Origin of the sequence: Globicatella sulfidifaciens DSM 15739 (assembly GCF_900167405.1) — a bacterium.
Classification (GTDB): domain Bacteria; phylum Bacillota; class Bacilli; order Lactobacillales; family Aerococcaceae; genus Globicatella; species Globicatella sulfidifaciens.
In genome coordinates this window covers 168,452-194,084 of the sequence record NZ_FUWO01000002.1, presented here as the reverse complement: position 1 = coordinate 194,084, position 25,633 = coordinate 168,452, and the positions used below count along the sequence as shown (strand labels likewise).

General features: G+C 37.2%; 21 protein-coding genes. 1 reads left to right on the top strand and 20 read right to left on the bottom strand.

Translation table 11 applies throughout. From position 1 onward, the window contains the following. Window positions 1-83: 83 nt before the first annotated feature. The 18 genes from B5D12_RS01975 to B5D12_RS01890 form a co-directional block, all read right to left on the bottom strand. Complete coding sequence (locus B5D12_RS01975; protein ID WP_078755250.1) at window positions 84-1,103, bottom strand: NAD(P)H-dependent glycerol-3-phosphate dehydrogenase; 1,020 nt, start codon at window positions 1,101-1,103, stop codon at window positions 84-86. A gap of 12 nt (window positions 1,104-1,115) precedes the next feature. Then, window positions 1,116-1,928, bottom strand: a complete 813-nt coding sequence (gene lgt, locus B5D12_RS01970; protein ID WP_078755249.1) for a prolipoprotein diacylglyceryl transferase — start codon at window positions 1,926-1,928, stop codon at window positions 1,116-1,118. 17 nt (window positions 1,929-1,945) lie between these two features. Next, window positions 1,946-2,872: an HPr(Ser) kinase/phosphatase gene (hprK, locus tag B5D12_RS01965; protein ID WP_078755248.1), complete on the bottom strand. Its 927-nt coding sequence runs from the start codon at window positions 2,870-2,872 to the stop codon at window positions 1,946-1,948. Window positions 2,873-3,206: 334 nt separating this feature from the next. Further along, window positions 3,207-4,349, bottom strand: coding sequence for an MATE family efflux transporter (locus B5D12_RS01960; RefSeq protein ID WP_268762597.1), 1,143 nt, complete (start codon window positions 4,347-4,349; stop codon window positions 3,207-3,209). Between the two features lie 762 nt (window positions 4,350-5,111). Continuing rightward, window positions 5,112-5,459: a PspC domain-containing protein gene (locus B5D12_RS01950; protein ID WP_078755246.1), complete on the bottom strand. Its 348-nt coding sequence runs from the start codon at window positions 5,457-5,459 to the stop codon at window positions 5,112-5,114. Window positions 5,460-5,469: 10 nt separating this feature from the next. Then, complete coding sequence (locus B5D12_RS01945; RefSeq protein ID WP_078755245.1) at window positions 5,470-5,658, bottom strand: PspC domain-containing protein; 189 nt, start codon at window positions 5,656-5,658, stop codon at window positions 5,470-5,472. 10 nt (window positions 5,659-5,668) lie between these two features. Next, the gene (locus B5D12_RS01940) at window positions 5,669-7,105 is read right to left on the bottom strand and encodes a DUF4097 family beta strand repeat-containing protein (protein ID WP_078755244.1); all 1,437 of its coding nucleotides are present in this window, start codon (window positions 7,103-7,105) and stop codon (window positions 5,669-5,671) included. Window positions 7,106-7,620: 515 nt separating this feature from the next. Further along, window positions 7,621-10,449 carry an excinuclease ABC subunit UvrA gene (gene uvrA, locus B5D12_RS01935; protein ID WP_078755243.1) on the bottom strand — a complete coding sequence of 943 codons (2,829 nt, stop codon included), beginning with the start codon at window positions 10,447-10,449 and terminating at the stop codon, window positions 7,621-7,623. Between the two features lie 181 nt (window positions 10,450-10,630). Further along, the gene (locus B5D12_RS01930; protein WP_078755242.1) at window positions 10,631-12,184 is read right to left on the bottom strand and encodes a malonate decarboxylase subunit alpha; all 1,554 of its coding nucleotides are present in this window, start codon (window positions 12,182-12,184) and stop codon (window positions 10,631-10,633) included. Between the two features lie 221 nt (window positions 12,185-12,405). Further along, the gene (locus tag B5D12_RS01925) at window positions 12,406-13,377 is read right to left on the bottom strand and encodes an NAD(P)H-dependent flavin oxidoreductase (RefSeq protein ID WP_078755241.1); all 972 of its coding nucleotides are present in this window, start codon (window positions 13,375-13,377) and stop codon (window positions 12,406-12,408) included. Between the two features lie 32 nt (window positions 13,378-13,409). Beyond that, on the bottom strand, window positions 13,410-14,354 hold the full coding sequence (locus B5D12_RS01920; protein WP_078755240.1) for a LysR family transcriptional regulator: 945 nt from the start codon (window positions 14,352-14,354) through the stop codon (window positions 13,410-13,412). Between the two features lie 81 nt (window positions 14,355-14,435). After that, window positions 14,436-14,612, bottom strand: coding sequence for a hypothetical protein (locus B5D12_RS10160; RefSeq protein WP_159443827.1), 177 nt, complete (start codon window positions 14,610-14,612; stop codon window positions 14,436-14,438). Between the two features lie 90 nt (window positions 14,613-14,702). Then, on the bottom strand, window positions 14,703-15,482 hold the full coding sequence (locus B5D12_RS01915) for an enoyl-CoA hydratase/isomerase family protein (RefSeq protein WP_078755239.1): 780 nt from the start codon (window positions 15,480-15,482) through the stop codon (window positions 14,703-14,705). Window positions 15,483-15,506: 24 nt separating this feature from the next. Beyond that, entirely contained in the window at window positions 15,507-16,694 is a 1,188-nt protein-coding gene (locus B5D12_RS01910; RefSeq protein WP_078755238.1) for a thiolase family protein, read from the bottom strand. Between the two features lie 25 nt (window positions 16,695-16,719). Then, a complete protein-coding gene (gene fadB, locus B5D12_RS01905; RefSeq protein WP_078755237.1) occupies window positions 16,720-18,975 on the bottom strand; it encodes a 3-hydroxyacyl-CoA dehydrogenase/crotonase FadB in 2,256 nt (751 codons plus the stop codon). A 31-nt stretch (window positions 18,976-19,006) separates the two neighbouring features. Continuing rightward, complete coding sequence (gene fadE, locus B5D12_RS01900) at window positions 19,007-20,212, bottom strand: acyl-CoA dehydrogenase FadE (RefSeq protein WP_078755236.1); 1,206 nt, start codon at window positions 20,210-20,212, stop codon at window positions 19,007-19,009. A 23-nt stretch (window positions 20,213-20,235) separates the two neighbouring features. After that, the gene (gene fadD, locus B5D12_RS01895) at window positions 20,236-21,771 is read right to left on the bottom strand and encodes a long-chain-fatty-acid--CoA ligase FadD (RefSeq protein WP_078755235.1); all 1,536 of its coding nucleotides are present in this window, start codon (window positions 21,769-21,771) and stop codon (window positions 20,236-20,238) included. 689 nt (window positions 21,772-22,460) lie between these two features. Further along, complete coding sequence (locus B5D12_RS01890) at window positions 22,461-22,724, bottom strand: type B 50S ribosomal protein L31 (RefSeq protein WP_078755234.1); 264 nt, start codon at window positions 22,722-22,724, stop codon at window positions 22,461-22,463. Window positions 22,725-22,966: 242 nt separating this feature from the next. On the opposite strand from B5D12_RS01890, the gene B5D12_RS01885 reads away from it, so the two are divergent. Continuing rightward, window positions 22,967-24,031 carry an AbrB family transcriptional regulator gene (locus tag B5D12_RS01885; RefSeq protein ID WP_078755233.1) on the top strand — a complete coding sequence of 355 codons (1,065 nt, stop codon included), beginning with the start codon at window positions 22,967-22,969 and terminating at the stop codon, window positions 24,029-24,031. Window positions 24,032-24,128: 97 nt separating this feature from the next. Here the strand turns inward: B5D12_RS01885 and B5D12_RS01880 are convergent, their stop codons facing one another. After that, window positions 24,129-25,259 carry a sodium ion-translocating decarboxylase subunit beta gene (locus tag B5D12_RS01880; protein ID WP_078755232.1) on the bottom strand — a complete coding sequence of 377 codons (1,131 nt, stop codon included), beginning with the start codon at window positions 25,257-25,259 and terminating at the stop codon, window positions 24,129-24,131. A 10-nt stretch (window positions 25,260-25,269) separates the two neighbouring features. Beyond that, a complete protein-coding gene (locus B5D12_RS01875) occupies window positions 25,270-25,629 on the bottom strand; it encodes a biotin/lipoyl-containing protein (protein WP_078755231.1) in 360 nt (119 codons plus the stop codon). Between the last annotated feature and the right edge of the window lie 4 nt (window positions 25,630-25,633).

Here is a 25,633-nt window from a genome sequence, read left to right as displayed (position 1 = left end):
ATTGCTAGGAGTTTTCAGATTAACCTTTTGTTTGTGTTTCACGGTATTGGATTCAGTCATAAAGCCAAAAATGAGCGAGATACTTAATCCTGACTGATTGCTTCTTGTTTTCCTTCTCGCAACATTAATCCTTCGACTGCCTCGCGTACTGGAACTCCCTGATATAAGGCTGAATAAATAGCATTGGTAATGGGCATTTCCACTTGCTCTTCATTAGCTAAATCATAGGCCACCGCTGTCGTCGTGATCCCCTCTACTACCATATCAATTTCTTGAGCGACCTCTTCTTTAGTCAGACCTTGAGCTAATAAATTTCCTGCTTGCCAGTTACGGGAATGAGGACTCGTACAAGTGACCACTAAATCGCCTACACCACTCAATCCTAAAAAAGTCAATGGATCCGCCCCTAATTTGACCCCTAAACGGGTAATCTCAGCTAACCCACGAGTCACCAGCCCAGCTTTGGCATTATCGCCATAACCTAAGCCCACTAAAATCCCTGCTCCTAAGGCAATGATATTTTTTAACGCTGCTCCGAGTTCAACACCCAATACATCTTGATTTGTATACACTCTAAAATACTGGTTCATAAAAATTGCTTGAACTTTTTGTGCCACCTTAAGATTCTCACTAGCAGCCGTAACCGTTGTTAAATCTCGACGTGCAACTTCTTCGGCGTGACTTGGTCCAGAAAGCACCACTGGTTCTGGATAACCTTGTCCTTTTAACACTGCTTCGATGACTTGCGTCATTCGTAAATGAGTGTGAGGTTCCAATCCTTTAGTAGCATGAACGATCAGCGGTTTAGTGGATTGATCTTGAAGGACGGCTTCGATTCGTTGAACGATTTCTCTCATTGCATGTGTTGGAATCACAATTAAAATAGCTTCCGCACGCTGGATAGCAGCTTCAAAATCAGCAGTCGCTACTAGTGTAGCAGGTAAATGCGTCTTTTTTAAATAACGGTGATTGGTATGACCTTGATTAATTTCCTCTACGACACGTTTGTCTCGTCCCCAAATTAATACTTCATGATTGTTTTCCGCCAGTACTTTAGCTAAAGCCGTTCCCCAAGAACCTGTTCCTAAAACTGTTACTTTCACGATAAAAACCTCCTAATATCGGTTGTCAGTATAATCCGATACCAACAAATCTTTTCTTCGCCATAAAATAAAGACAATCGATAAGATGACAAACACTCCCGCTAGCCATTGAGAAACACGCAATGGTCCTAAATAGAGACTATCTGTACGCATACCTTCAATTACCATCCGTCCAAGACCATACCACAATAAATATCCCGCTGCGACTTCGCCATCTTTTAAAAGACCTGGCATTCGTCTCAAAATAATTAAAATGATAAATCCAAGAAAATTCCATACAGATTCATATAAAAAGGTAGGATGGTGATAAGCCCCGTTAATATGCATTTGTTCAATTAACCATTCGGGTAAATGTAACGTCTCTAAAAAACCACGAGAAACTTCATAGCCGTAAGCTTCTTGGTTCATAAAGTTTCCCCAACGACCAATGGCTTGCGACAATAATACACCTGGAGCTGCAACATCTAGTGTGGTAATGAATGGTAATTGGTATTTCTTAGTTAACCAATAGATTGTCAGAATACCAGCAAGCACTCCTCCATAAATCGCAATGCCGCCTTCCCAAATACTAAAAATATGGGTTGGATTCGCTAAATAAAAATCTAATCTAAAGAGTACATAATAAATTCTTGCACCAATAAACCCGATGATAATTGTCCAAAAAATTAAATCTGACATTTTTTCACCATCAAGTTGTTTTTTTCGCGCCTCAGCACCAATTAATAGATAGGCTAAAAGTATTCCTAACCCAATAATGATGCCATACCAATGAACTGGCCAACCAAATAATTCAAAAGCGATAGGCGACAATTGTCCTAATATCATCCGTTGATCAAAACTCCTTATTGGTTATTTTTGCGAATTAATTCATCTAATTTACGATTAAATGCTTCCGTAGCATTATAACCCAAAGAATTCGCACGGAAATTCATAGCAGCTGATTCAATGATAGCCGCTAAGTTACGACCCGTTTTAACTGGGATACGTACTTTTGGTACTAATACATCAAAAATCTGCTCCGTTTCTCGTTTAGAACCTAAGCGATCATATTCTACGGTACCATCATCTAACACTAAGTCGATAATTAATTCCAATCGTTTAGAACGACGAATGGCTGAAACACCATATAAATTCATGACATCAATAATTCCTAATCCACGAATCTCTAATAGATTTTCTAAAATTTCTGGTGCTTCACCGACAAGCGTTAATTCATCAATCATAAATAATTCAACACGATCATCAGCGATTAAACGATGGCCTCTTTGTACCAGTTCTAAGGCTGTTTCTGATTTACCTACACCACTTGAACCGACTAACATAACCCCCATCCCAAATACTTCTACAAAAACCCCATGCTTTGATAAACGTTCAGCTAATTGCCCTTCTAAAAAATTAGTTAAATTAGCATGCACACGTCCTGTTTTGGATGGCGCTCCTAAAATAGGCATTCCCACTCGGGTTGCTACCGGGATGATTTCTTCCGGAACCTTCTCCATATGAGTGAAAATAACTGCCGGTGTGTTCGGCTGAATCATTCGTTCAAATATATTTACACGTTCTTGAGATGATTTGGAATTTAAAAAACGGGACTCTGTACGGCCAATTAATTGAATTCTATCTGCATGATAAAATTCTGAATAACCTGATAAGATTAAACCCGGTCTTGAAACTTCACTAATCGTTACTTCACGATCACCAAATTCTTCTCCAAAAATAAAATTTACATTTAATGTTTCGACAATCTCATTAACCTTCACTGAATTCATAGCGGGACCTCCAACGTTTATTATTTAAATTGATGGTATCATAATTACCATGATTTCGCTACACATTTATCATCTTAGTGTTTAAGCACCGTGATAATTTTAACTGATTTATTTAACATTCACGTTTAAATGACATTGAAATTTTTCCATTTGCCACTTCGATAGCGCAGATCTATAAAAGCAGCCCTAAATATCCAATCAAAGCACATCGCAAAAGCAACCCCGATTACTCCCCATTGTAACCAAATACCTAATATTATTGAGAACACGCCTCGTACGACAAAAGTCGCTAAAATAGAAACATACATCGCATATTTGACGTCCCCAGCAGCCCTTAATCCACTGGATAAAGGAAGGCTGACGGATGCATCAAAAAGTTAAAGAAATTATGAATCAAGCATAAGATAATAACTAAACGAGTCGTCTCCGGCGATAAACTATAAAATGTTAAAATAAAGGGAATCATCGCTGTAAAGACAGCATTCCAAATAAAACACTCCACATAAGCGATACGACTTAATTTTTTGAAATAATAATCAGCTGCTTGATAATCACCGGCACCAATACATTGACCAATAACAGTTATGAAAGCAGGTCCCATCGATAAAGAAAACAAAGCAGAAACCGACCAAAAGCTTTGCCCAATCCCATTAGCAGCTATTTGAACCGTACCGAACATCGCAACGATACTCGATAAAGCCACTTTGGATAGATTCAATAATCCTTGTTCTACACCATTTGGTACGGCGATGTGGACAATTCGTTTGACCATTGCTGGATCATATTTAAAAATATCAGAAAACTGGTAAAAGACCACACGGTCTTTTTTGCTACAGACATATAAGAGAATAGCAGTCGCTATCATCCGTGATACCAAAGAAGGAATCGCTACCCCGGCCACCCCTGCTTGAAAGACAAAAATTCCTAAATAATTGCCCACAACATTTAACATATTCATGATCATTGAAACGCGCATCGTTGTTTTAGTATCGGACATACTTCTTAAAATAGAAGAACAAGCGTTATAAACCGCAATGGCTGGCAATGATAAGGTCGTAATAAAAAGATAGATTAAGCAGGCCGACATTACATCCGCTTCTACTCGGCCGAATAAGACGCTTAAGATGGGTTCGTCAAAAGCTAAAATTATGATGGCCACTCCAATCGATATTGCTAATGACAACATGATTAACTGACTTGCAGACAACACTGCATTCCTTTTTTCTTGGCGCCCAATATATTGACTAATCACAACCGCACCACCGGCTGCTAAGGCCGCAAAGACAGATAAAAAGACGGCATTAATTTGGTTAACAAGAGCAACCCCTGAAACAGCAGCTTCACCTGCATAGGAGACCATCAATGTATCCACTAAGCCTACTACTAACATTAAGAATTGCTCAATTAAAATAGGGATTGGGAGTGGACCAGAAATAGAAAATTGAATGATTTTCGCTTCGTCTGTCCACCCCCGCACAGTTGGGAGTAGACCAGAAGTAGAAAATCAAATAATTTTCGCTTCGTCGGCCTACCCCCGCACAGATGAGTAGGCCTCAAACAAGTCGTTAAGACGCAGGTTGAGGCCACTCAACCACTGCGCTTTTAATTTAATAACAATAACTTAATTGAGTTTACCAAATTTATCTTTAACCTCGTTAAGACACCATTTGAGACCACTCAACCACTGCGCTATTAATTAATGAAAAATAATCTTTACTAAATTTATCAAGTTTATGCCCAACCGCTAGTAAATATTTTTTTGTTCATCGATTGAAAAATTCTTCGGTTCAATTAATTTTGCTAGCATAAGATAAAGGATGTCCTCTCATTTTTTACGGCTATTTCATATAAAATTATAGCCTAACACTAGGGGCTGGGCAAGAATATCATTTGGATTATGGCTACACACTCTGTAGCAGAGCACACATAAAAAAGCAGCAACTAGCGTTTTTCCTTCTTTCATTGAACTTATCGGAAAATATATTTCCACTCTTGCACTTAGCTGCATTTTACATTCCAGATATAGCGTATTTCTTTTCCACGCTCTTAGTTGCATTTTTCGTTCCGAGTATCGTTGATTTCCCACATAAAAAACCGCTTCGGTCTCCTTCGATAAGGTCCTCAAGCGGTATCGTTTTTTAAGCTATCATCAGTATTTATCTTAATATTTCCGCTATCCAATTTATTGCATGAGGAAATTTAATTTTAGATACTGACTGCTGTCACACTGTTAAATTTACTAAAAGTCACTCCACACATCTTCATCGACGGGTGTCACATCTTTTGGCTTATTGCCTTGTGGTCGTTGAGAAAAACTCGCTGAATTGGGACGTTCACGACGGTTGCGATAAACATAACCATCATTCGTTCTTGTTTGATTGAATGGTCGTGAACTAGCGTTCACTTGATAATCATATGGTAAAATAAACGCTAAGATCATATAAGGCATAAAACCTACACCAAAAACGAAGAACGCAATACCGAAAATTAATCTCACTGCTGTTACATCAATGTTAAAGTATTCTGCTAGTCCACCACAAACACCCATTATTTGTTTGTTAGTAGATGATTTATATAATCGTTTCATGTTTTCCCTCCTATTTTCGATTGCTAAAAGTAATAATTGCCCATAATATGAAATAAATACCTAAACCTGTTCCACGGTAAAAGAATACCGCTGTAAAAATTAAGCGAATCCAGGTTGGGTCAACTTCAAAATAGTTTCCTAAACCACCACATACACCTAATAAGATGCGGTCGCTTTGAGATAATTGTAATTTTTTCATTAAAACCCTCCTAGTCCTTTAAATAAATATTACCGCTTGTAGAGGCAATCGTTAACTTAATCAAATCATGTTCACCATCAACTTGGCGGCCGATATGGCTTCCAGTCTGATTAACATTGTTTAATCGGTGATGAACTTCACCATAAGTAGATTCAGCCTCAATTTCTAAATTGTTCGTTTGAGGAACTGCTATTTTAATATCACCAGATAATGTTTTAGCATTAATAATAGAGCCCTCACTATTTGTTTTAGTAATCACGATATCACCATTGACTGCTTCAGCTTTGAAGTTACCTACTTGATCTACATAGCGTAAATTACCATTTAAAACATGATAGTCGATATCATTAATGTCGGATGCTTTAATTTTAAAGTCTCCATTATAACCGTCAAATACCAATAGGTCAGCCGTAATATTATCTACTTCATTATCGCCATTTTTTGATGATAATTTAACTTCTTTAGCTTTTAGGTCTTTTAAATCGACATCGCCATTAATTGTATCAATGAATAATTCTGAAAATACTTTTGATGGAACTTTCACCAGTGTTTCTACGGCAACACGTGGGTTCATCATATTGATAATTAATTTATCCGTTGCGCCGTCAATGGTACTTAATGATTCGAATGCTGCAATATTATCTACTTCTTCTTTACCATATAAAACGATATCGAGGTCAACAATAATATTATCTTTTGGATGAGTTTCAACTTTAACATTACCATTTAAAATTTTAACTTCTATCTTATCAATATCTGTTGCATCAAATTGGTATTGGTGTGCAAAACTTTGTGATTTCACCCATGGCACATTCACATTAAATTCTTTCATATCAAAGTTTGAAGCCCACTCTTTGACATAACCCATAATCGTTTTTTGTAAGTTTTTCCCTTCTTTTTTGGCTTCTTCACCAAAGTTTTTGGCAGCTTTGGTGACTTGTTCAGTCGTATCTTCTACCATTTTTTTTATTTGCGATTGAGTGTTTTGTCTCATTTCTTGACGTTTGATATCAATTTCGATAGACAGCTCTTCAATTTCCGCTTCTAAATGATCTATTTTCGCCATCAAATTCGCTTGTTGCGTTTTCATGTCCTCTGTTAAATCATCTAATTCAGCAAAAATTTCTATTTCTCTTAAACGTTGTTTCGCAATCACTAATGCTTCTTGCTTCTTAGCTAATTCTTCACTGGCTTGTTCAAATTTTTCTTGAATGACTTGTTGTGCTTGTTCTTCTTGCTCATCTGTTGCTGGCGTTTGTATTAATTGAGATGCTTCGACTTTTTCTTCAATATCTTTTTGAGCATTTTTATATTCTTCAATGAATTCATTACTTGTTACTTGGGCTTGATGATCATTTTTAGCCGCTGCTTCTAATAACTGCAAAGCTTCGTCCATTGAAATAACATTATTTTTAACTAATTCAATAATTCTTTCTTTTTCTGTCATTTTTAATTCCTCCTATGGATATATCTGGCATTCTTACCCTACAACTATATTATGCCAACTATTAACCTGAAATGCATAGGTCCCTAGACTGATTCTTTACTTTTTCCTAAAAAAAGTAGGCTAACTGTCAAAATCTGATGGATTCTAACTGCTTCTGCCTACTCTATGCAATGATGTAACGATATAATAGAAATTGGGCCAGAAGTAAAAAAATGAATGACTGTCACTTCGTCTACTTTACCCGTACAGCTGGGGTGGACATGATATAGAAAAATGAATCATTTCACTTCGTCTACCTCCCCTCATAGTTGAGATTGAAAATGCTGTAGATAGTCACTTCTACCCGGTACCTAGCACAATAGTCCACAAACTAAGGAATTAAGACACCGTTGCAGTCCCTAACGCTCTACCACTGCGCCTGAAATAAAACCAATGAAACCACGCGTTCTTATTAAGTTTTGGTCCAGCTTTAAATAGTGAGCTTATTGTATTTCTATCCAACTAAGGATGATATGTTAATCGTTTAATATTTTTTTCAAATATTGGCCAGTATAGCTACCTTTAACTTCTGCCACTTCTTCTGGAGTCCCGGTTGCAACTACTTGACCACCACCAACGCCACCTTCCGGCCCCATATCAATGATATAATCAGCTGTCTTAATTACATCTAAATTATGTTCAATGATAACCGCTGTATTGCCCGCTTCAACTAAGCGCTCAATAACTGCCAACAACTTTTTAATATCATGTGGATGCAATCCAGTTGTCGGTTCATCTAAAATATAGAAGGTATTACCAGTGGAAACACGTTGTAATTCCGACGCTAATTTCATCCGCTGAGCCTCTCCACCGGATAAGGTCGTCGCCGATTGACCCAAAGTAACATAGCCTAAACCGACATCTAACAACGTTTGTAATTTACGAGCAATCTTTGGCTGTGCTTGGAAAAAATCAACTGCGTCTTCTACTGTCATTTCTAACACATCGCTAATGTTTTTACCTTTAAATTTAATTTCCAATGTTTCTGAATTATAACGTTTACCATGGCAGACTTCACATGGCACATAAACATCGGGTAAGAAATGCATTTCAATTTTATTAATACCGCCACCCGAACATGCTTCGCAACGGCCACCTTTCACATTAAAACTAAAACGTCCTTTATTATAGCCATGTAATTTCGCATCATTCGTTTGAGCAAATAATTCACGAATATCATCAAAAACACCTGTATAAGTTGCTGGGTTTGAACGCGGTGTGCGCCCAATTGGACTTTGGTCAATATCAATCATCTTATCGAGACCTTCGTATCCCTCGATCGAACTAAACTTACCTGGACGTTCTTTGGTACTAGTTAATAACTGTGCTAAGGCTGTCTTTAAAACAGCATTCACTAAACTACTTTTTCCTGAACCGGATACGCCGGTCACACAAGTTAAGCGACCAATCGGAAAGCTCACATCGATATTTCTAAGGTTATTATGTTCAGCTCCTTTAACCGTTACCCAACCTTTATCTTCTTGTCTACGCTCTTTGGGGATGTCAATTTTTTCCTTCCCTGATAAATACTTTCCTGTTAAAGAATTTGGATTCGCCATGACTTCTTTTGGTGTCCCAGCCGCCACTACTTCGCCACCTCTAGCACCTGCACCAGGTCCCATATCAATTAAGTAATCAGCCTCTAACATCGTTTCATCATCATGTTCAACGACCACGAGTGTGTTACCTAAATCACGCATTTTATGTAATGAATCAATTAAGCGAGCATTATCACGTTGATGTAAACCAATCGAGGGTTCATCTAAAATGTATAAGACGCCACTTAAATTTGATCCTATTTGGGTTGCTAAACGAATCCGTTGCGCTTCTCCACCAGATAATGACCCTGCGACTCTATCTAAAGTTAAATATTCTAGTCCTACACTATTTAAGAAGCTTAAACGGTCACTAATTTCTTTAATGATGGGTTTAGCAATCATCTCTTTAGCATTGTCAAATGTTAACTGTTCAACATAATCCGCTGCATCATGAATGGATAAACTGGTAAACTCTGCGATGTTTTTATCGCCAACATAGACTGATAAAGCTTCCGGATTGAGACGTTGTCCCTTACATACAGGGCATGTTAACTCATGCATATATTGCGCCATAACGTCCCGTGTATAATCTGAACTTGTTTCTTGATAACGACGCTCAACATTATTCACAACCCCTTCAAAAACCGTATCACTGGTTCGTTTTTTGCCGCCACCCATCATTGGGGTGTAGGTAAATTTAAAGGTCGTATTAGGAGCACCATACTTCAAAACTTGCTGATGTTCAGCTGATAAATCCTTGTATGGCACATCCATCGGAATGCCATAACTTTTAGCAAATTGCTCAAGCATCGATGGATAATAATTAGAACTAATCGGATTCCATGGAGCAAAAGCTCCTTCTTCCAAGGTTAAATTTGGATCGGGTACGATTAGACTCTCATCCGCAGTTAAGCGTGAACCTAATCCATCACATGAAGGGCAGGCTCCAAATGGTGCATTGAACGAGAATAAACGTGGCTCTAACTCAGAAACCGAAAAATCACAGTGTGGACAAGCATAATGTTCGTTGAAATAGATCGGCTCTTCTCCAATGACATCCACTTCTAGATAGCCACCTGAATAGCGTAAAGCTGTTTCTACAGAATCGAATAGACGTGAACGAATATCTTCTTTAATCACAATACGGTCAATTACCAAATCAATCGAATGTTTTAAGTTCTTCGATAGTTCTGGCACTTCTGTAACATCATATATTTCGCCATCAACTCTAATGCGCACGAAACCATCTTTAATGATTTTTTCAATTACTTTCTTATGTTGCCCTTTTTGATTACGGACCACTGGACTCATAAGCTGAATTCGTGTTCTCTCTGGTAATTCTAAAATACGATCGACCATTTGTTCAGGTGATTGTCTTTCGATTGGAATATGGTGTGTTGGACAATACGGCGTTCCTACTCTTGCATAAAGCAGACGTAAGTAGTCATTGATTTCAGTCGCTGTTCCGACCGTCGAACGTGGATTATGACTGGTGGTTTTTTGATCAATGGAGATTGCAGGACTTAATCCTTCAATGGAATCGACATCCGGCTTATCCATCCCACCTAAAAATTGACGTGCATAGGCAGATAAACTCTCAACATATCGTCTTTGCCCTTCAGCATATAAAGTATCAAAGGCTAACGAACTTTTCCCAGATCCTGATAAGCCCGTCACCACGACTAATTTATCACGTGGTATTTCAAGGTTAATATTTTTTAAATTATGTGAACGAGCACCTTTTACTATTATTTTATCGTTTGCCACTAAAGCGGCTCCTCTCTATTTGGATTCTCCTCTATTATATCACTAACAGTCTCGATTTTCTCATTTGATGCTATTCATTTTTCTGCTTTATTTTTTACAATAAAAAAGCGCAAGTTAATGTATGGAAACTTAGCTTAAACGAAGCCTCCATACACCTTCTTGCACTCATCATCACGCGATTTTACTCTAAAGTTAATTGCCAATCTTCAGCAAATAAAGCCGGATCCATTATTTTTAAATGTTCAGATACTTTAATCGACCAAGGTATTAAATCTAGTATGTCGCCATGGATATCGATTCCATCAGCTATTTCCATTAAAACAAATTGTCCTTCATTATCAATTTCAAACACCGCTCGTTCTGTAATCAAAATGATTTTTTTACCGAGAGACTTCATATAATGACTAGAAAAATTGGATAATGGTAAAGATTTAACAAATTTCGAGGCATAACCTTCTTTTTGAATGACCAGTTGTTGATTTTCAATCGTCAATTCTGCTTTTACTGTGAAAGAACCAACAAAAACTATTTTATCAGCACCTTGCACGATATCTAACATGCCACCTGGACCATTTAACGTTCCATTTAAATAAGTTGAATTCATCTCCCCTTTTTCATTAAATTGACCGAAGCCTAATACCGTCGTATCAATACCGCCACCGTGGTAATACTCAAATAAAGATTGACTAGGGATAATCGCTTCGGCATTGTAATTCATTCCGAAGTCTAACCCTGGTACCGGCATACCGCCAATTGAGCCTAAATCAACGCTTAAATGAATTTGATCAATTAAATGAGATTCTGAAATTATTTGACCAATATTAGCTGCTAACCCTACACCTACGTTGACAAAACTCCCTTTGGCTAATTCTTGGCTCGCTCTTCTTAAAATAACTTTACTAGGGGATAGTGGTAAATAATCATACTCCGATAATGGAACTCTTATTTCATTAGAAATGGCCGGATTGTATTGCGTTAGGACCGTTTGCATATGATACTTTTTGTCTGCTACCACCACATAATCAACGAGCGCTCCTGGTACCACCACTTCTTTAGGAGGAATCGAGTAGTCTTCAACTACCTGTTCCACTTGCGCAATCACAATGCCGCCATTATTTTTCACAGCCGAAGCTATCGACAGGGCTTCTAAAACAAAAGGCTCACGTTTCAACGATAAATTTCCTCGAGTATCAGCATAAGACGCTTTAATAAAAGCAACATTAATGGCTAATGGTTGATAATGCAACCAACGTTCATCATTAAAATAGATTTCTTTGACCACATCTTCTTGTTGACGGGTTTTTTCGTTAATTTTTCCTCCTAAATATTTAGGATCAATAAAAGTTTCGGTTCCTACTTGACTAAATACGCCTACTCCACCACGGGCAGCATCACGATAGAGTTGTCCGATAATCCCCTGAGGCAAGTAATACATTTCAATCTCATTGTTTAAAACTGCTTCAATAGTGTTAGCTGAATAATATAAATAAGAGGTCGTGGCTCGTTTTAATAAGTTTGGATATAAAATATGATCGAGGCCTCTGCCAGGTCCGGTGCCAATCCCCCCTGTAGTAATAACAGACAAATCTCGTGGACTTTGATATTTTTGATAATATTCACCTAAACCCTTCAGTAATTGCTCTGGCAAACCGCCCATCCCTAATGAGGTTGTTGCAATATAAGCATGGTCCGGAATATGTTTCATTACTTCGATATAGTGTCTAATTTTTGACATAATCTCCCCCCTAAAAAACAAACCTCTTATCACTCATACCAAATTTAGTACGGATAACAAGAGGAGTGTCGTATTGTATTGATTTGATTTAATGTTTTGATGTCAATCATCCAAAGTCTTTTGTGGGATAAGATACATCAAAAATCATTACATCTTATTTTTATCTTAAAAGGAATTGCAGTGATGACAAGTTTAAAGACATCAACTCTCAACCTAACTGGTTATTTTTTTACTAACGCAGTCATATATTCATGTGTCTTGTAGAAATCTTCCATAACCTCTTGAACAATCTCACCAGCGGGTTTAATCTCGCGGACACGGCCAATCCCTTGTCCAACAGATAATTGCGCATCATCAAACCGACCTTCCATCATCGCAATATTGGATGCTTTGCCAGAAATCAGGGGCATCAATTCTTTAATCGTTGCGCCATTTCGTTCTGCTTCAAGAATACGTTCCGCTTGTTTATTTCTAACCACACGCATCGCATTTTTTAAAGATTTCATCGTTAAAATGGTTGCTGTTTCAGGTAATGTAATGGCTAATTCCTTATACTCTCTTGGTGCTACCACTTCCTCAGAAGCTAAGAAACGCGTAGCCATTAGGACGCCGTCGACACCTAAGGACATCGCCGCATACATACTTTTACCATCCACAATACCACCAGCAGCTAAAACAGGTACAGTTAGCTCTTCAGCTGCTTTGGCCCATAAGATGGATCCAGCTACTTGGTCTAGCCCCGGGTGCCCTCCACCTTCAGTACCAATTACAGTAATGATATCCGCACCGTCTGCTTGAGCTGTTAAAGCATGTTTAATCGACGTAACCTTATGAATTATTGGAATACCCGCTTCTTTAATAGGTTTAATAAAGTTACCCGGTCTTTGTCCTGAAGTTTCGATCACTGGAACTTTTTCTTCAATTAAGATATTAATATATTCCAAAATCACTTCTGGAATCACTACTTCCGGTACCAGCGAAATATTAAAGCCAAATGGTTTGTCTGTTAAAGAACGGACTTTTCTAATTTCTTTACGTAACTCGTCTCCATTAGGAAAAGCCATTGCTGGAACTAATCCTAAACCGCCAGCATTGGATACTGCCGCTGCTAATTCAGCTAAAGACATATATTGCATTGAGCCTTGAACAATCGGGTATTCAATGCCCAATATTTCAGTTAATCTCGTTTTCATCGTTTTACCTCCTACCTTTAACGAAAATATCTCTAGTCTTCATTATCTAAAAAATTGTATTTCAACATATTTTTTTCATCATAAAAATTATCCAAGACATTTTCAAAAACAAATGATTCGACAGAAGTATAACGCTCTTTACGAGGTCTCACTAACATCGGAATATAAGGTATTGGATCATTAAATCTTTTTTCTATTACACCGATATGATTTAAGCGCTTCTTAAACATTCCGAAATAGGCTGTCGGTAAGATTGCAATAATCTCACTATTAACGGCACATTCAATCATGTAATCCCATGAACCAGAAGTAAAAAGTAAGTTCTTCTTAGCTGTTTCACTCACTTTACTTGCGATACTATGATTCAATGTATCTTTTTCGGTGTAAGTGATATAAGGAAATGCCTCTAAATCAGACCATGATAAAATCCGTTTTTCTGCCAATGGATGTTTAGGATCCATAAAAGCTACCGCTTCTGTTCGCATCAATTGATACTGTTCAAAATTCTCTTCGTTTAAGCCGGTTGGGTGAGTCAAGATAGCTATATCCAATACCTCATCCAATAACAGTTGTCTTAATTCTAAACTGCCTGCTTCAATAATTTCGACATATGCTTTAGGGTTTTCAATCATAAATTTTGGTAGAAACTTTGTAAAGAACAATCTTAAAAATGTTGGATGTCCGCCTAATTTAATTAACCCTTTTTTGATTTGAGACTCGCGTTCGATCACATTCTCTAAATTTTGATAGACATCGACGATTTCAATAGCTTTTGCATAGACATTCTTACCTGCACTACTCAGGCCAACTATGCGGCCATTTTTCCGTTGAAATAAATCAAAACCTTGTTGTTTTTCAAACTTTTTAATAAATTGACTTAAAGCGGACTGTGAAATAAATAATGATTGCGCCGCTGCTGTCAAATTAAAATCTTGGTTTACTATTTCAAGTAAATATTTTAAATGAATAATATCCATCCTTAGGCTCCTTAATTGTTTTCTTTAAGTATACCACCTAAGTCCGCACATTCTCTATGGGAGCGGGCAAGAAGTAGAAAATTAAATAATTTTCGTTTCGTCTACCCACCCCCGCACAGTTGAGTATTTCTGTTCCATGTCTTTAAGACGCAGGTTGAGACCACTCAACCACTGCGCTTTTAATGAATAAGCACGAATTTGACTGAATTTTTCAAATTTATGTTCAATCTCTTTAAGACGAAGTGTGAGGCCACTCAACTACTGCGCTATTAATTAATGAACAATAATCTTAACTAAATTTATCAAGTTTATGCCCAACCTCTCGTAATGAATCTTTCTCTCCCTTTGTTAAAAGTTGGGCTGTCTTTTATTTAAAAATGCCTCTACGGCTTCAAAATGATTAGCTTGTTTAGATGCCTCATGCATATATTTTGCTTCTAATTGATTGAATTCATCCAATGCTGGATACTCGATGGTAGCCATCATTTCTTTTTGGTATGCATACGCAATATATGGCCCCTGCGCTAGTTTTTGCGCTAATTTTAACGCCGTGGGATAAACTGTTTGATCTGGAACGACATCATATGCTAAACCATATTCTTTTGCTAATGGGGCATTGATGGTCTCATTTAACATTAAATGACGACGTGTCCGGAAACTACCAATCGCACGATACAATCGATAAATTAATCCTGTATCTCCCGGTAAGCCCATATTCGAAAATCCAGGTATTAATCTTGAGCTTTCGCCTACGATGATAAAATCACAAGCCATCGCCAACCCAAAACCTGCACCTACTGCAAAACCTTCTACGGCAGCAATTACAGGCTTTTTATTTTTGATAATGGCTTCAATCATATAACCTGTTTCCCTTACTGTATCATAAGGAATATGTGTTTTTGTTTCAATCGCTACCTTAAACTGAGTGACATCACCCCCAGCACTGAAGTTGTCTCCAGTGCTAGTAATGATAATGACTCTAACCTCTTCATTGTCTTCAAAAGATTTCATCGCTTCCATTATGGCGCGATAATTATCTTTTGATAAAGCATTACCATATTTTGGACGATTAATGGTTAAGGTGGCGATAGAATTTTCAATATTGATCAATAACTCTTGATTTTCCATTCTAATCCTCCCGTGTCATTGATACTAGTGAATATATTCAAAAATTCCGGCTGCTCCCATTCCGACACCAATACACATTGAGACAATGCCATATTTTGAATCTGGACGACGTTTCATTTCAGCTAACAAACGAGCGGTTAAAATAGCTCCTGATGCGCCTAGTGGATGTCCTAATGAAATTGCGCCTCCGTTAACATTAGTAATTTCTTGATTAATTCCTAACTCACGCATAGAAGCTAAAGCTTGAGATGCAAAAGCTTCGTTTAATTCAATTAAGTCAATATCATCTAAAGTAAGATCTGCTAATTTTAATACTTCTGGAATTGCATAAGCTGGTCCAATCCCCATTAATTTAGGATCTACCCCTACAGCTTTAAATCCAACAAACTTCGCAATCGGTTTAATACCTAATTCTTTTACTTTCTTACCTGACATTAAGACTACGAATCCACATCCATCACTAATTTGTGATGACGTCGCTGCTGTTACCGATCCATTTGCTTTAAAGATCGTCGGTAATTTCGCTAAACTTTCCATATTTGTCCCCGGACGAATGCCTTCGTCGGTTTTGTATTCTTCCTTCGTTACTACCGGACCTTCAGCGGTATAAGTCACTTTGTTAACTTGTACTGGTATAATTTCATCTGCTAAACGACCTGCTTGTTGTGCTGCTAAAGCACGTTGATGACTTTGGACTGCAAATGCATCTTGGTCTTCACGTGAAACACCATATTTTTCAGCTACGTTTTCAGCGGTTAAGCCCATTGGCGTTCCGGCTCCGACTCCTTCTCTTTGTAAAGTCGGGTTATTGGTTGGTTCATTTCCTAACATTGGCACTGCACTCATAAACTCAACGCCACCTGCTACTAACACATCGGATTGCCCAGCCATAATCGCGTTAGCTGCTGTAGCAATCGTTTGTAAACCTGATGAACAAAAACGATTAACTGTTTGACCAGCAACTGTATAAGGTAATCCTGCTCTTAACGCAATCGTACGAGCAAAATTATTTCCTTGTACTGCTTCTGGGTAAGCACATCCTACAATCACATCTTCTATTAAGTTTGGATCGAATGGTCCTTCGATACGATCAATGACTCCTTTTAAAACTTCAGCCGCAATATCATCAGGACGGTCATTGGCAAATGCTCCGCGTTTATTTCCTTTTCCTACAGCTGAGCGGCCATAAGAGACAATGTATGCTTCTTCCATATTTTTCCCCTCCATTGTTCATCCATTAATTTCTTAACGGCTTTCTAGTTTTTAACATATGTGCAATACGTTCATATGTTTTTTGATTTTTCGCTAAACGTGTGAATTGGGCTTTTTCTAAGCTTTGTAAGTATGCTTGATTAACGAGTGTCCCTCTTGGCACCTCGCCACCTGCTAATACTTCGGTTAATGCTAATGCAATTTCCATATCGTAATCACTAATAAAATGACCTAATCTCATAGAATCTAATTGCCCTTCAACCACACCGATGAAGTCTGTTCCTAAAGCGGCAAAAGTACGTTTTGTACGTGGAACATAGCCGGCATTAGCCTCGAAGCGAACACGGTCTAATGCCACCTCAACACGACGATCACCGTTCATAATAATGGTATCTGTTGGTTTCAAGAATAAGTTTTCTTGTGCTTCATAAGCATTCATCACTACTCTAGCTTGAGCCACATTCATCACTACTTTGGCTAAGGTTTGAATTTTGTTAGACGTTTGATCATTACCAATGGTTGCACGTTCAGCTAATTCTGCTAAACCTCCACCACCTGGAATTAAACCAACACCCACTTCTACTAAACCAATATAAGATTCAGCTGCTGCTACAACAAATGGTGACGCTAATAAAATTTCTGCTCCACCACCTAAAGCACGTCCTTGAGTTGCGGTTGCGATTGGCTTAGTTGCATAACGCATACGGTTGACAGCATTATGTAATAATGAAATAGTACCTCCGACTAATTCATCTACTTGCTCTTGTTCGATAGCTGCTTTCATCATTAACAAGTTCGCACCTAAACTAAAGTGTGGCCCATCAGAATAAATAACCATTCCTGAATAGTCTTCATTTTCTAAGGTATCAACTGCTTTAATTAAATCCTCGCATAAACCATCGGTAATGGTATTATTCGGTGTCTTAAACTTGAACAATAATTGATCCGTGTTGACAACACTAAATCTTGAAGCTTCCCCATCCCAAAGGTCTTTTTCAATTTTTTCTTCAATCGAGGTTGTTTGTTCTAAGCGCTCCCCTGGTTGGTAAAATGGTTCTGTACGATTCGCTACCCATTCTGGTAAAGAGCCATATTCTTTTGTTAAGCGTTCTTTAACACGGTCGAATCCCATTAAATCCCATAATTGGAAAGGACCTTTTTGCCAATTGAAGCCCCAAACTAAAGCACGGTCGATATCTTTATAATCATTCGCTGCTTTCGGCACATTTAATGCTGAGTAATAGAACGATGCCGCTAAGGTTTCCCATAAATATTTTCCAGCTGGATCGTCACTATTAAAGATAGTATCTAAATTATCTTTTAATTTACGACCAAATTGCGCTAAGATAGGTAATGATGGCATTTCCACCTCAGTATATTCTAATGTATCCGGTGAAATGACTAATTTTTTGCGACCTTCACGTTTGTAAAATCCTTGTTTTACTTTATTCCCTAATAAACCTTTTTCTAATAATTTTGGCATTAAGTCTGGTAAAGTGAAATGTTCCGTCTCACTTGGATCCATCATGATACCTTTAACTACTGAAGTTGCAATATCTAATCCAACTAAGTCTGATAAAGCATAAGTTCCCATTGGGCGTCCAATAACTTTTCCAGTTAAAGCATCTGCTTCAACAACTGATAAACCTAGTTTTTCAGCTCTGGCCATGTTGTCCGCCATTGCATGCGTACCAATACGGTTAGCGATAAAGGCTGGAACGTCATTTGCTGTTACAACTCCTTTACCTAAGCCATTAATTGCAAAATCACTCACCACTTCCATTGTAGCGTCACTTGTTTTTGAATTAGGAATTAATTCTACTAATTTCATAAAGCGTGGTGGATTGAAGAAGTGCATTCCTAAGAAGCGCGCTCTTTCATCATCTGATAAGACTTTAGCAATCATTTCAATTGGAATTCCAGAAGTATTAGTTGCTAAAATGGCTGTATCCTTCGCTACGGCAGCGATTTTCTTCCAAATATCGTGTTTAATTTGGATATCTTCCTTTACTGCTTCAATAAATAAATCAGAATCAGAAGCTTCTTTTAAATTATCATCAAAGTTCCCATAGGATAAATTCCCTAAAAACTTCGCATCATATAACATCGGTTTTTTACGATCATTAATGCGATCATATCCCATTTTAGATAATTTATTTTTATCATTTTGATCAATTACTACGTCAAGTAATTCTACTTGAATACCGGCGTTAACGAGAAGGGCCGCAATTTGCGACCCCATCACGCCAGCACCCAAAACGGTTGCTTTTCTAATGGTCATATTATTTCCTCCTCGTCATCTTGTAGCACTTTTAGTTAAATGCTGCTTCACCTGTCATTGCTCTACCAATGATAAGTGAGTTAACTTCATGTGTTCCTTCATAAGTGAAAACTGCTTCAGCATCTGAGAAGAAGCGTGCAATATCGTAATCTGCTACGATACCATTACCGCCACAGATACCACGTCCCATTGCTACTGATTCTCTCAAGCGTAATGAGTTAATCATTTTACCAATCGACGTCACCACTTCATTGTAATCGCCTTGTTCTTGTAATTTCGCAATATGGACACATAATGACATTGCTTGTGTTAAGTTTGCTTGCATCATTGCTAATTTTTCTTGAACTAATTGATAACTTGCAATCTTGTTACCGAATTGCTCACGTTCTTTAACATATTTCAAGGTTGCTTGTAAAGCTCCTGCCATTCCACCCGTTGCCATGAACGCAACAGCTGCACGTGTTGAGAATAATACTTTAGCAATATCTTTAAAGCCATTAATATTTTGTAGACGTTTTGATTCTTCTACTTCAACATTCGTCAACTTAATATTACAGTTAGGAACTATCTTCAATGCAATTTTATTTTCAATAACATCGATTTCAACACCTGCTTGTTCTCTTTCAACAATGAAACATTTTGGTTTACCCGTTTCTTCATCACGCGCATAAACTGGAATGACATCCGCTACAATTGCGCCACCAATCCAACGTTTTTCACCGTTTAAGATCCATTTATCCCCTTCACGACGAGCAGTAGTATCTAATCCCCACGCTACATCTGAACCATGCAATGGTTCTGTTAAAGCGAAACAAGTTCTTAATTCATGAGAAGCTAATTTCGGTAAATATTCTTTACGTTGAGCATCATCTCCACCGAATAAGAAGGAATTAAACCCTAATCCTGAGTGAACGCCTAATAAAGTAACTAAGGAAATATCAAAACGAGCTAAAGTATAAGTGAAGAAGAATTCAAATAATTGACTTGGTGCTTTCGCCCCTTCACGACCTTCAAATAATAATGGGTTTGTTTTATAACCTAATTTTCCTAAATCTTCAAAGAAGCCTTCTGGTACTGTACAATTAGTCCAATGTTTATTTAAATCTTTACGATACTTACTTTCTAAAAGTTCTACTAATTGCGCTAAAACCTTTACTTCTCCTTCAGTTAAATCAGCAGATAATTTTAAAACATCCTCAGGATATAATCTATTTAATAATTCTTGTTTAGTTGACATAATAATTTTCCTCCATATTCGTGTTATTTATTGTGATTAACAGGATCATCAATTTCTTTTGCGTATTCATTCATCATCCGTTGAATTTCTAAACGGTCAGGTTTACCAACTGAATTCAATGGGATTTCTTCTAGTACTAAGTATAGTTTTGGTACTTTATAACCTGCTAAGTTTTTCATCATAAACTCATCTAAAGCCGCTTCAAAGTTTTCATAATCGCGTGCTTCAGGGTTTAAAATAATGGCTGCTGATACTGACTCTCCATATTTCGGATTATCATATCCCACTACCAAGCCACTCTTAATTAATGGATGTTTATTAAGAATCGCTTCTACCTCAGAAGGTAAAACATTCTCACCACCGGTAATGATTAATTCTTTCAGACGATTGACTATGGTTATTTCGCCTTTTTCATTACGAGTTGCTAAGTCACCCGTTCTAAAATACCCCTCGTGGAATACTTTTTCATTTTCTTCAGGTAAATTCCAATAGCCGGCAAATACATTGGCACCCGCTACTAATAATTCACCCACTTCGCCAACTCCAACTTCTTCTAATTGATCATCAACAATTTTAATCTTGCCATTCATTAACGGTTGTCCAATGGCTGCTGAATTTTCTTTCGCAAATTCTTTCCGATTGAACGTTACTAAAGGCACTTCAGATAAACCATAAATGTTCATAATGGGTTTGCCCATTTTTTCAAAAGCTTGTGCAATTTGTGGTAAAGGTGGCGCGCCACCAGAAACAATTAAATCAACACTTTCTAAAACATCTGGTGCAAAGTCAGGTGATGCAAGCATCGCATAATACATCGTTGGTATCATAATTAAAGTATTTGGACGATACTCACGAATCATACTATTTAAAGTCTGAGCATTAAAATAGCGTTCTAATATAATCGTTCCACCTAACATTAAAACAGGAACTAACATATCAACAAATCCGATAATATGGAATAACGGCACATTGATAATAACGCGTAATTCCTCCGTTAAGTTAAATGATAAAATCTCGTTAAAGGCGTTATTACGATAACTTTGATGCGTATGAAGCACCCCTTTAGGTGTTCCAGTTGAACCACTTGTGTAGATTAAGAATGCTGGATCATTCAACTCAAGATCTACAGATTCAAATGGACGGTGATTAGCTGGATTGACAATCTCATCATATTCCGGTAAATCAATGTTTAATTTAATATATTCTTTGGGAACATTTTCCAAACGATCCTCATGGTTAACAGCGTTTACGATGAATTTCGTTCCTGAATCTTCAACAACTTTCGCAATCTCTAATGGCTTAAGACGCCAATTTAATGGGATGAATACAGCTCCCATCTTAATACAAGCAAAGAAAAAATCGGCAATCGCAACATCATTTGGTGCAAATACCCCTACTCTATCTCCTCTTTGAACTCCTTGCTCAACAAGATAATTCGCTAAGTTCTCTGCACGGACATTCAACTCATGATAAGTCCATTCTCTTTTTTTAGCTGGCTCAATAATTGCAACTTTATCACTATGAGTCACAGCTCTCACTTTAATCCAATCGAAGTTCATACAATACCTCCTCTTTAATAAATGTAAACGCTGTTTTGTTTACGCTTTCATTATAGCAACTATTTGCCAATAAAAAAAATAATTAATATTCAGACTTACTATAAGTTGGGCTAATAGTGTTATTTTTATTCACAAGTCGATTCTCATCCGTACAGTGACTTTTCCACACAAATGTTCGTTGTTATATCAGTATTTAACAGCTTTTTTATATTTTTATTTTCAGCTATAAATATTAATTATCACAATGTGGTATTTAGAATGAATTAGTAAAACTTATATCTAGTGGTGAATAAGTAGTCTCATTCTCTATAAAAAAACGCATCTTTAAAGTATTTGAATATAATAATTAAGCTAGCAGTTTCCTTTATATAATCTATGGCCATCTCTTTTGTGTTCTGTAAGGATGGTGCCGACTAATTTGGAAACTTCTTCCTACTCCCAATGTCTGATACTGTTCAGGCTTTAAAGTAAAAACATACGAAACGATAGTTAAACGATTATGGAGGTTGTCTATTCAATATTTATTTGGGTAATGATATTCTTATATAAAGTTAGTATTTCATCAAAATACACCCTTATTTTTTTGGTACTTTTCAAAAAAAGTCGGTAAAGTCCATAAAAAAAGGTCTACCACATAACATGGTAAACCTTTAAAACGTTGATATATCAATGTTTTTAAGCTACTAGAATTACTCTGCAGCGTTGTTGTCTTTGAAACCGTATTTTTTGTTGAAACGATCCACACGACCATCGGCTTGAGTGAATTTTTGACGTCCAGTGTAAAACGGATGAGAATCTGAAGAGATTTCAACACGGATTAATGGATAAGTATTACCGTCTTCCCATTCAACAGTTTCATTTGATGATTTAGTAGAACCTGATAAGAATTGGAAACCAGTTGAAGTATCCATAAACACTACTTTTTGATATTCTGGATGAATTCCTTGTTTCATAATTTTCTTCGTCCTTTCTGCCCTAATCTATTTGCTAAATTAGAGTTATTACTGTGCATTTTGCAACATTATTATAATACCATGACACCTTCTTGAATGCAAAGATTTTTTGATATTTTTTTACATCAAATTGCCCACTGATTATTTAGTCTTGAAATTTAGAGCTTAAATCCAATCTAATTTATATGATTAGCCGCTAAAATGTTATAATTATAAATATAGTTCATTAAAGAGGTGTTTGAATGATTGAACAAATTGCACTTACATTATTGATTGGCTTACTTGGAGGCCTATTATTTAAAAAACTTAAAATACCCGCGGCCTTTATGATTGGGAGCATGGTCGTAGTCGCAATCGTCAATGTTTTATTTGGTCACTTATATGTGCCCCGTAATTTAAAATTATTTGCACAAATCTTAAGTGGCGCTTTCATTGGTCAATTGATTAACCACTCTGACTTAGAAAATCTTCCTAAAATGCGTAAACCCATTGCTTTACTGTTAAGTTTATTTACTTTAAATATGATTTTAGTTGGGTTTATCTTTCATTTTGTTTTTAAATTGGATTTAGTAACAGCGCTACTCATGTGCTTACCTGGTGGTATCATGGATGTTTCACTGATGAGTATTGATATGGGTGCTCAAGCAGATGTCGTAGCTTCAATGCAAACTATTCGCTTAGTCGGTATGCTCCTTATCTTACCAAATTGGATTAAGTTTATTTTAAAACGACTTAATGCAACGCCAGTTCAAAATGGTCATAGCAAGATAACAGCTACCAATCACAAACAATCCTACCCACCTATCAAAAATGACCTCTATGTTATTTTTATCTCGTTAATCGGAGGTATTATCGGCTACTATTCACAATTACCGGTAGGAACATTAATCGGTGCTTTAATCGCTTCATTATTGATCAAATTATATGGTGGTAGTCAACCCTTAAGACCCGCTCTTAGATATACCGCTCAAATTTGTGCTGGTTCTATTATTGGGACGACCTTTACTCATGAGAGTCTGCTAAATATGTTTAATCTAATTATTCCAGCAATCATTTTATTGGGCTCTTATTTGATGGTCAATTATTTCTATTCTATTTTTATCTATCGCCGGGGACTCATTGATTTACAATCAGCCTTATTTTCTTCTTCTCCAGCTGGCGCAACTGATATTTCATTGATTGCCGGGGAATTGGGGGGCGATTTGGCTAAAATAGCCAGTACTCAAATTATCCGAATGCTCTATACCATTATTGTCCTACCCAATGTGGTGAAATTAATCATCTGGTTCGCATCGTTATTATCATAAAAATACCCTCAAGAGGCTACCGCTCCCATTGTCCTTATCGGGATTTTGGAAGCCGTACAGTTTAGCCTTTTGAGGGATTATTTTAATAGTTTAAACTCTAACCAAACATCGCTAATAAGACACCCGCTACAATAGCGGAACCAATCACTCCGGCCACATTAGGCCCCATCGCATGCATCAGTAGGTAATTGGATGGATTCTCCAATTGCCCTTCTTTTTGTACCACTCGAGCTGCCATTGGAACAGCTGAAACACCGGCAGCACCAATCATTGGATTAATTTTACCACCCGTAAATTTATACATCACTTTACCGATTAACACACCTGAAGCAGTCCCAAATGAAAAAGCAATCAATCCTAACACGATAATTAACAATGTATCCGGTGATAAGAAGATTTCGCTACTAGCGGTTGCTCCGACGGTTGTTCCTAATAAAATCGTTACAATATACATCAATGAATTTTGTAATGCATCGGTTAATAACGGCACTATTTTAGTTTCACGCAATAAATTACCTAACATTAACATGCCTACTAAAGTCGTTGCACTAGGCACTAATAAACTAACCAAAATAGTCACTATAATCGGAAAAATAATTTTTTCTGTTTGAGAAACCTTTCGTTGTTCCTCCATGACAACATTCCGTTCTTCTTTAGTCGTCAATGCTCGAATAATGGGTGGCTGAATAACAGGTACTAAAGCCATATAAGAATAAGCCGCTACCGCAATCGCTGGTAATAAATGCGGAGCCAAACGCGTTGTAGTAAAGATTGCTGTCGGCCCATCAGCCCCTCCAATAATGCCAATAGAAGCCGCTTCTTGAGGCGTCATCCCAAATAATAAGGCGAGGAAAAAGGCAGCAAAAATACCAAATTGTGCAGCGCCTCCTAATAGGATCGTCATTGGATTCGCTATTAACGGACCAAAATCCGTTGCGACACCTAAGCATAAAAATATTAATGGTGGATATATCCCTAACTTAGTACCTTGATATAAATAATATAATAACCCTCCCGGATCGATGCCATTACCAGGGGCCATAATACCTGAAATAGGTAAATTACTGAGTAACATTCCAAAGGCAATAGGAATCATTAAATACGGTTCATATTGCTTTCTAATCCCCAGATAAAGCAAAACACAAGCTATCACAATCATAATAAAACTCTTCCCAGAAAGAGCAGCAAATCCGGAGTTAGCAATTAATTCACTGATAATTTCTAACATATCATCCCTCCTACATTACTGCTAATTCTTGTTTCGTTTCAACTTGTTGCGATTCTGTCACTAAAATTGATTTGATTACGCCATCTTGAGTAGCTTTTATTTCATTTTCCATCTTCATTGCTTCTAGGATAAATAAATTATCGCCTGCTTTGACACTTTGGCCTTCTTTAACCAATATTTTCATAATCACACCACTCATCGGCGCGCTGACAACAACCCCTTCTTGATTGTTCGTCGTAGAAGCAACAGGTGTATCATTGGTTTTAACAGCTGATGTTTGAGGCGTTACTTCGATTGTTTCATCTGCTTGTAATTCTCGTAAACTCACTTCAAACACTTCATCATTAACCACTACTTCATATCTTTTCATGAAA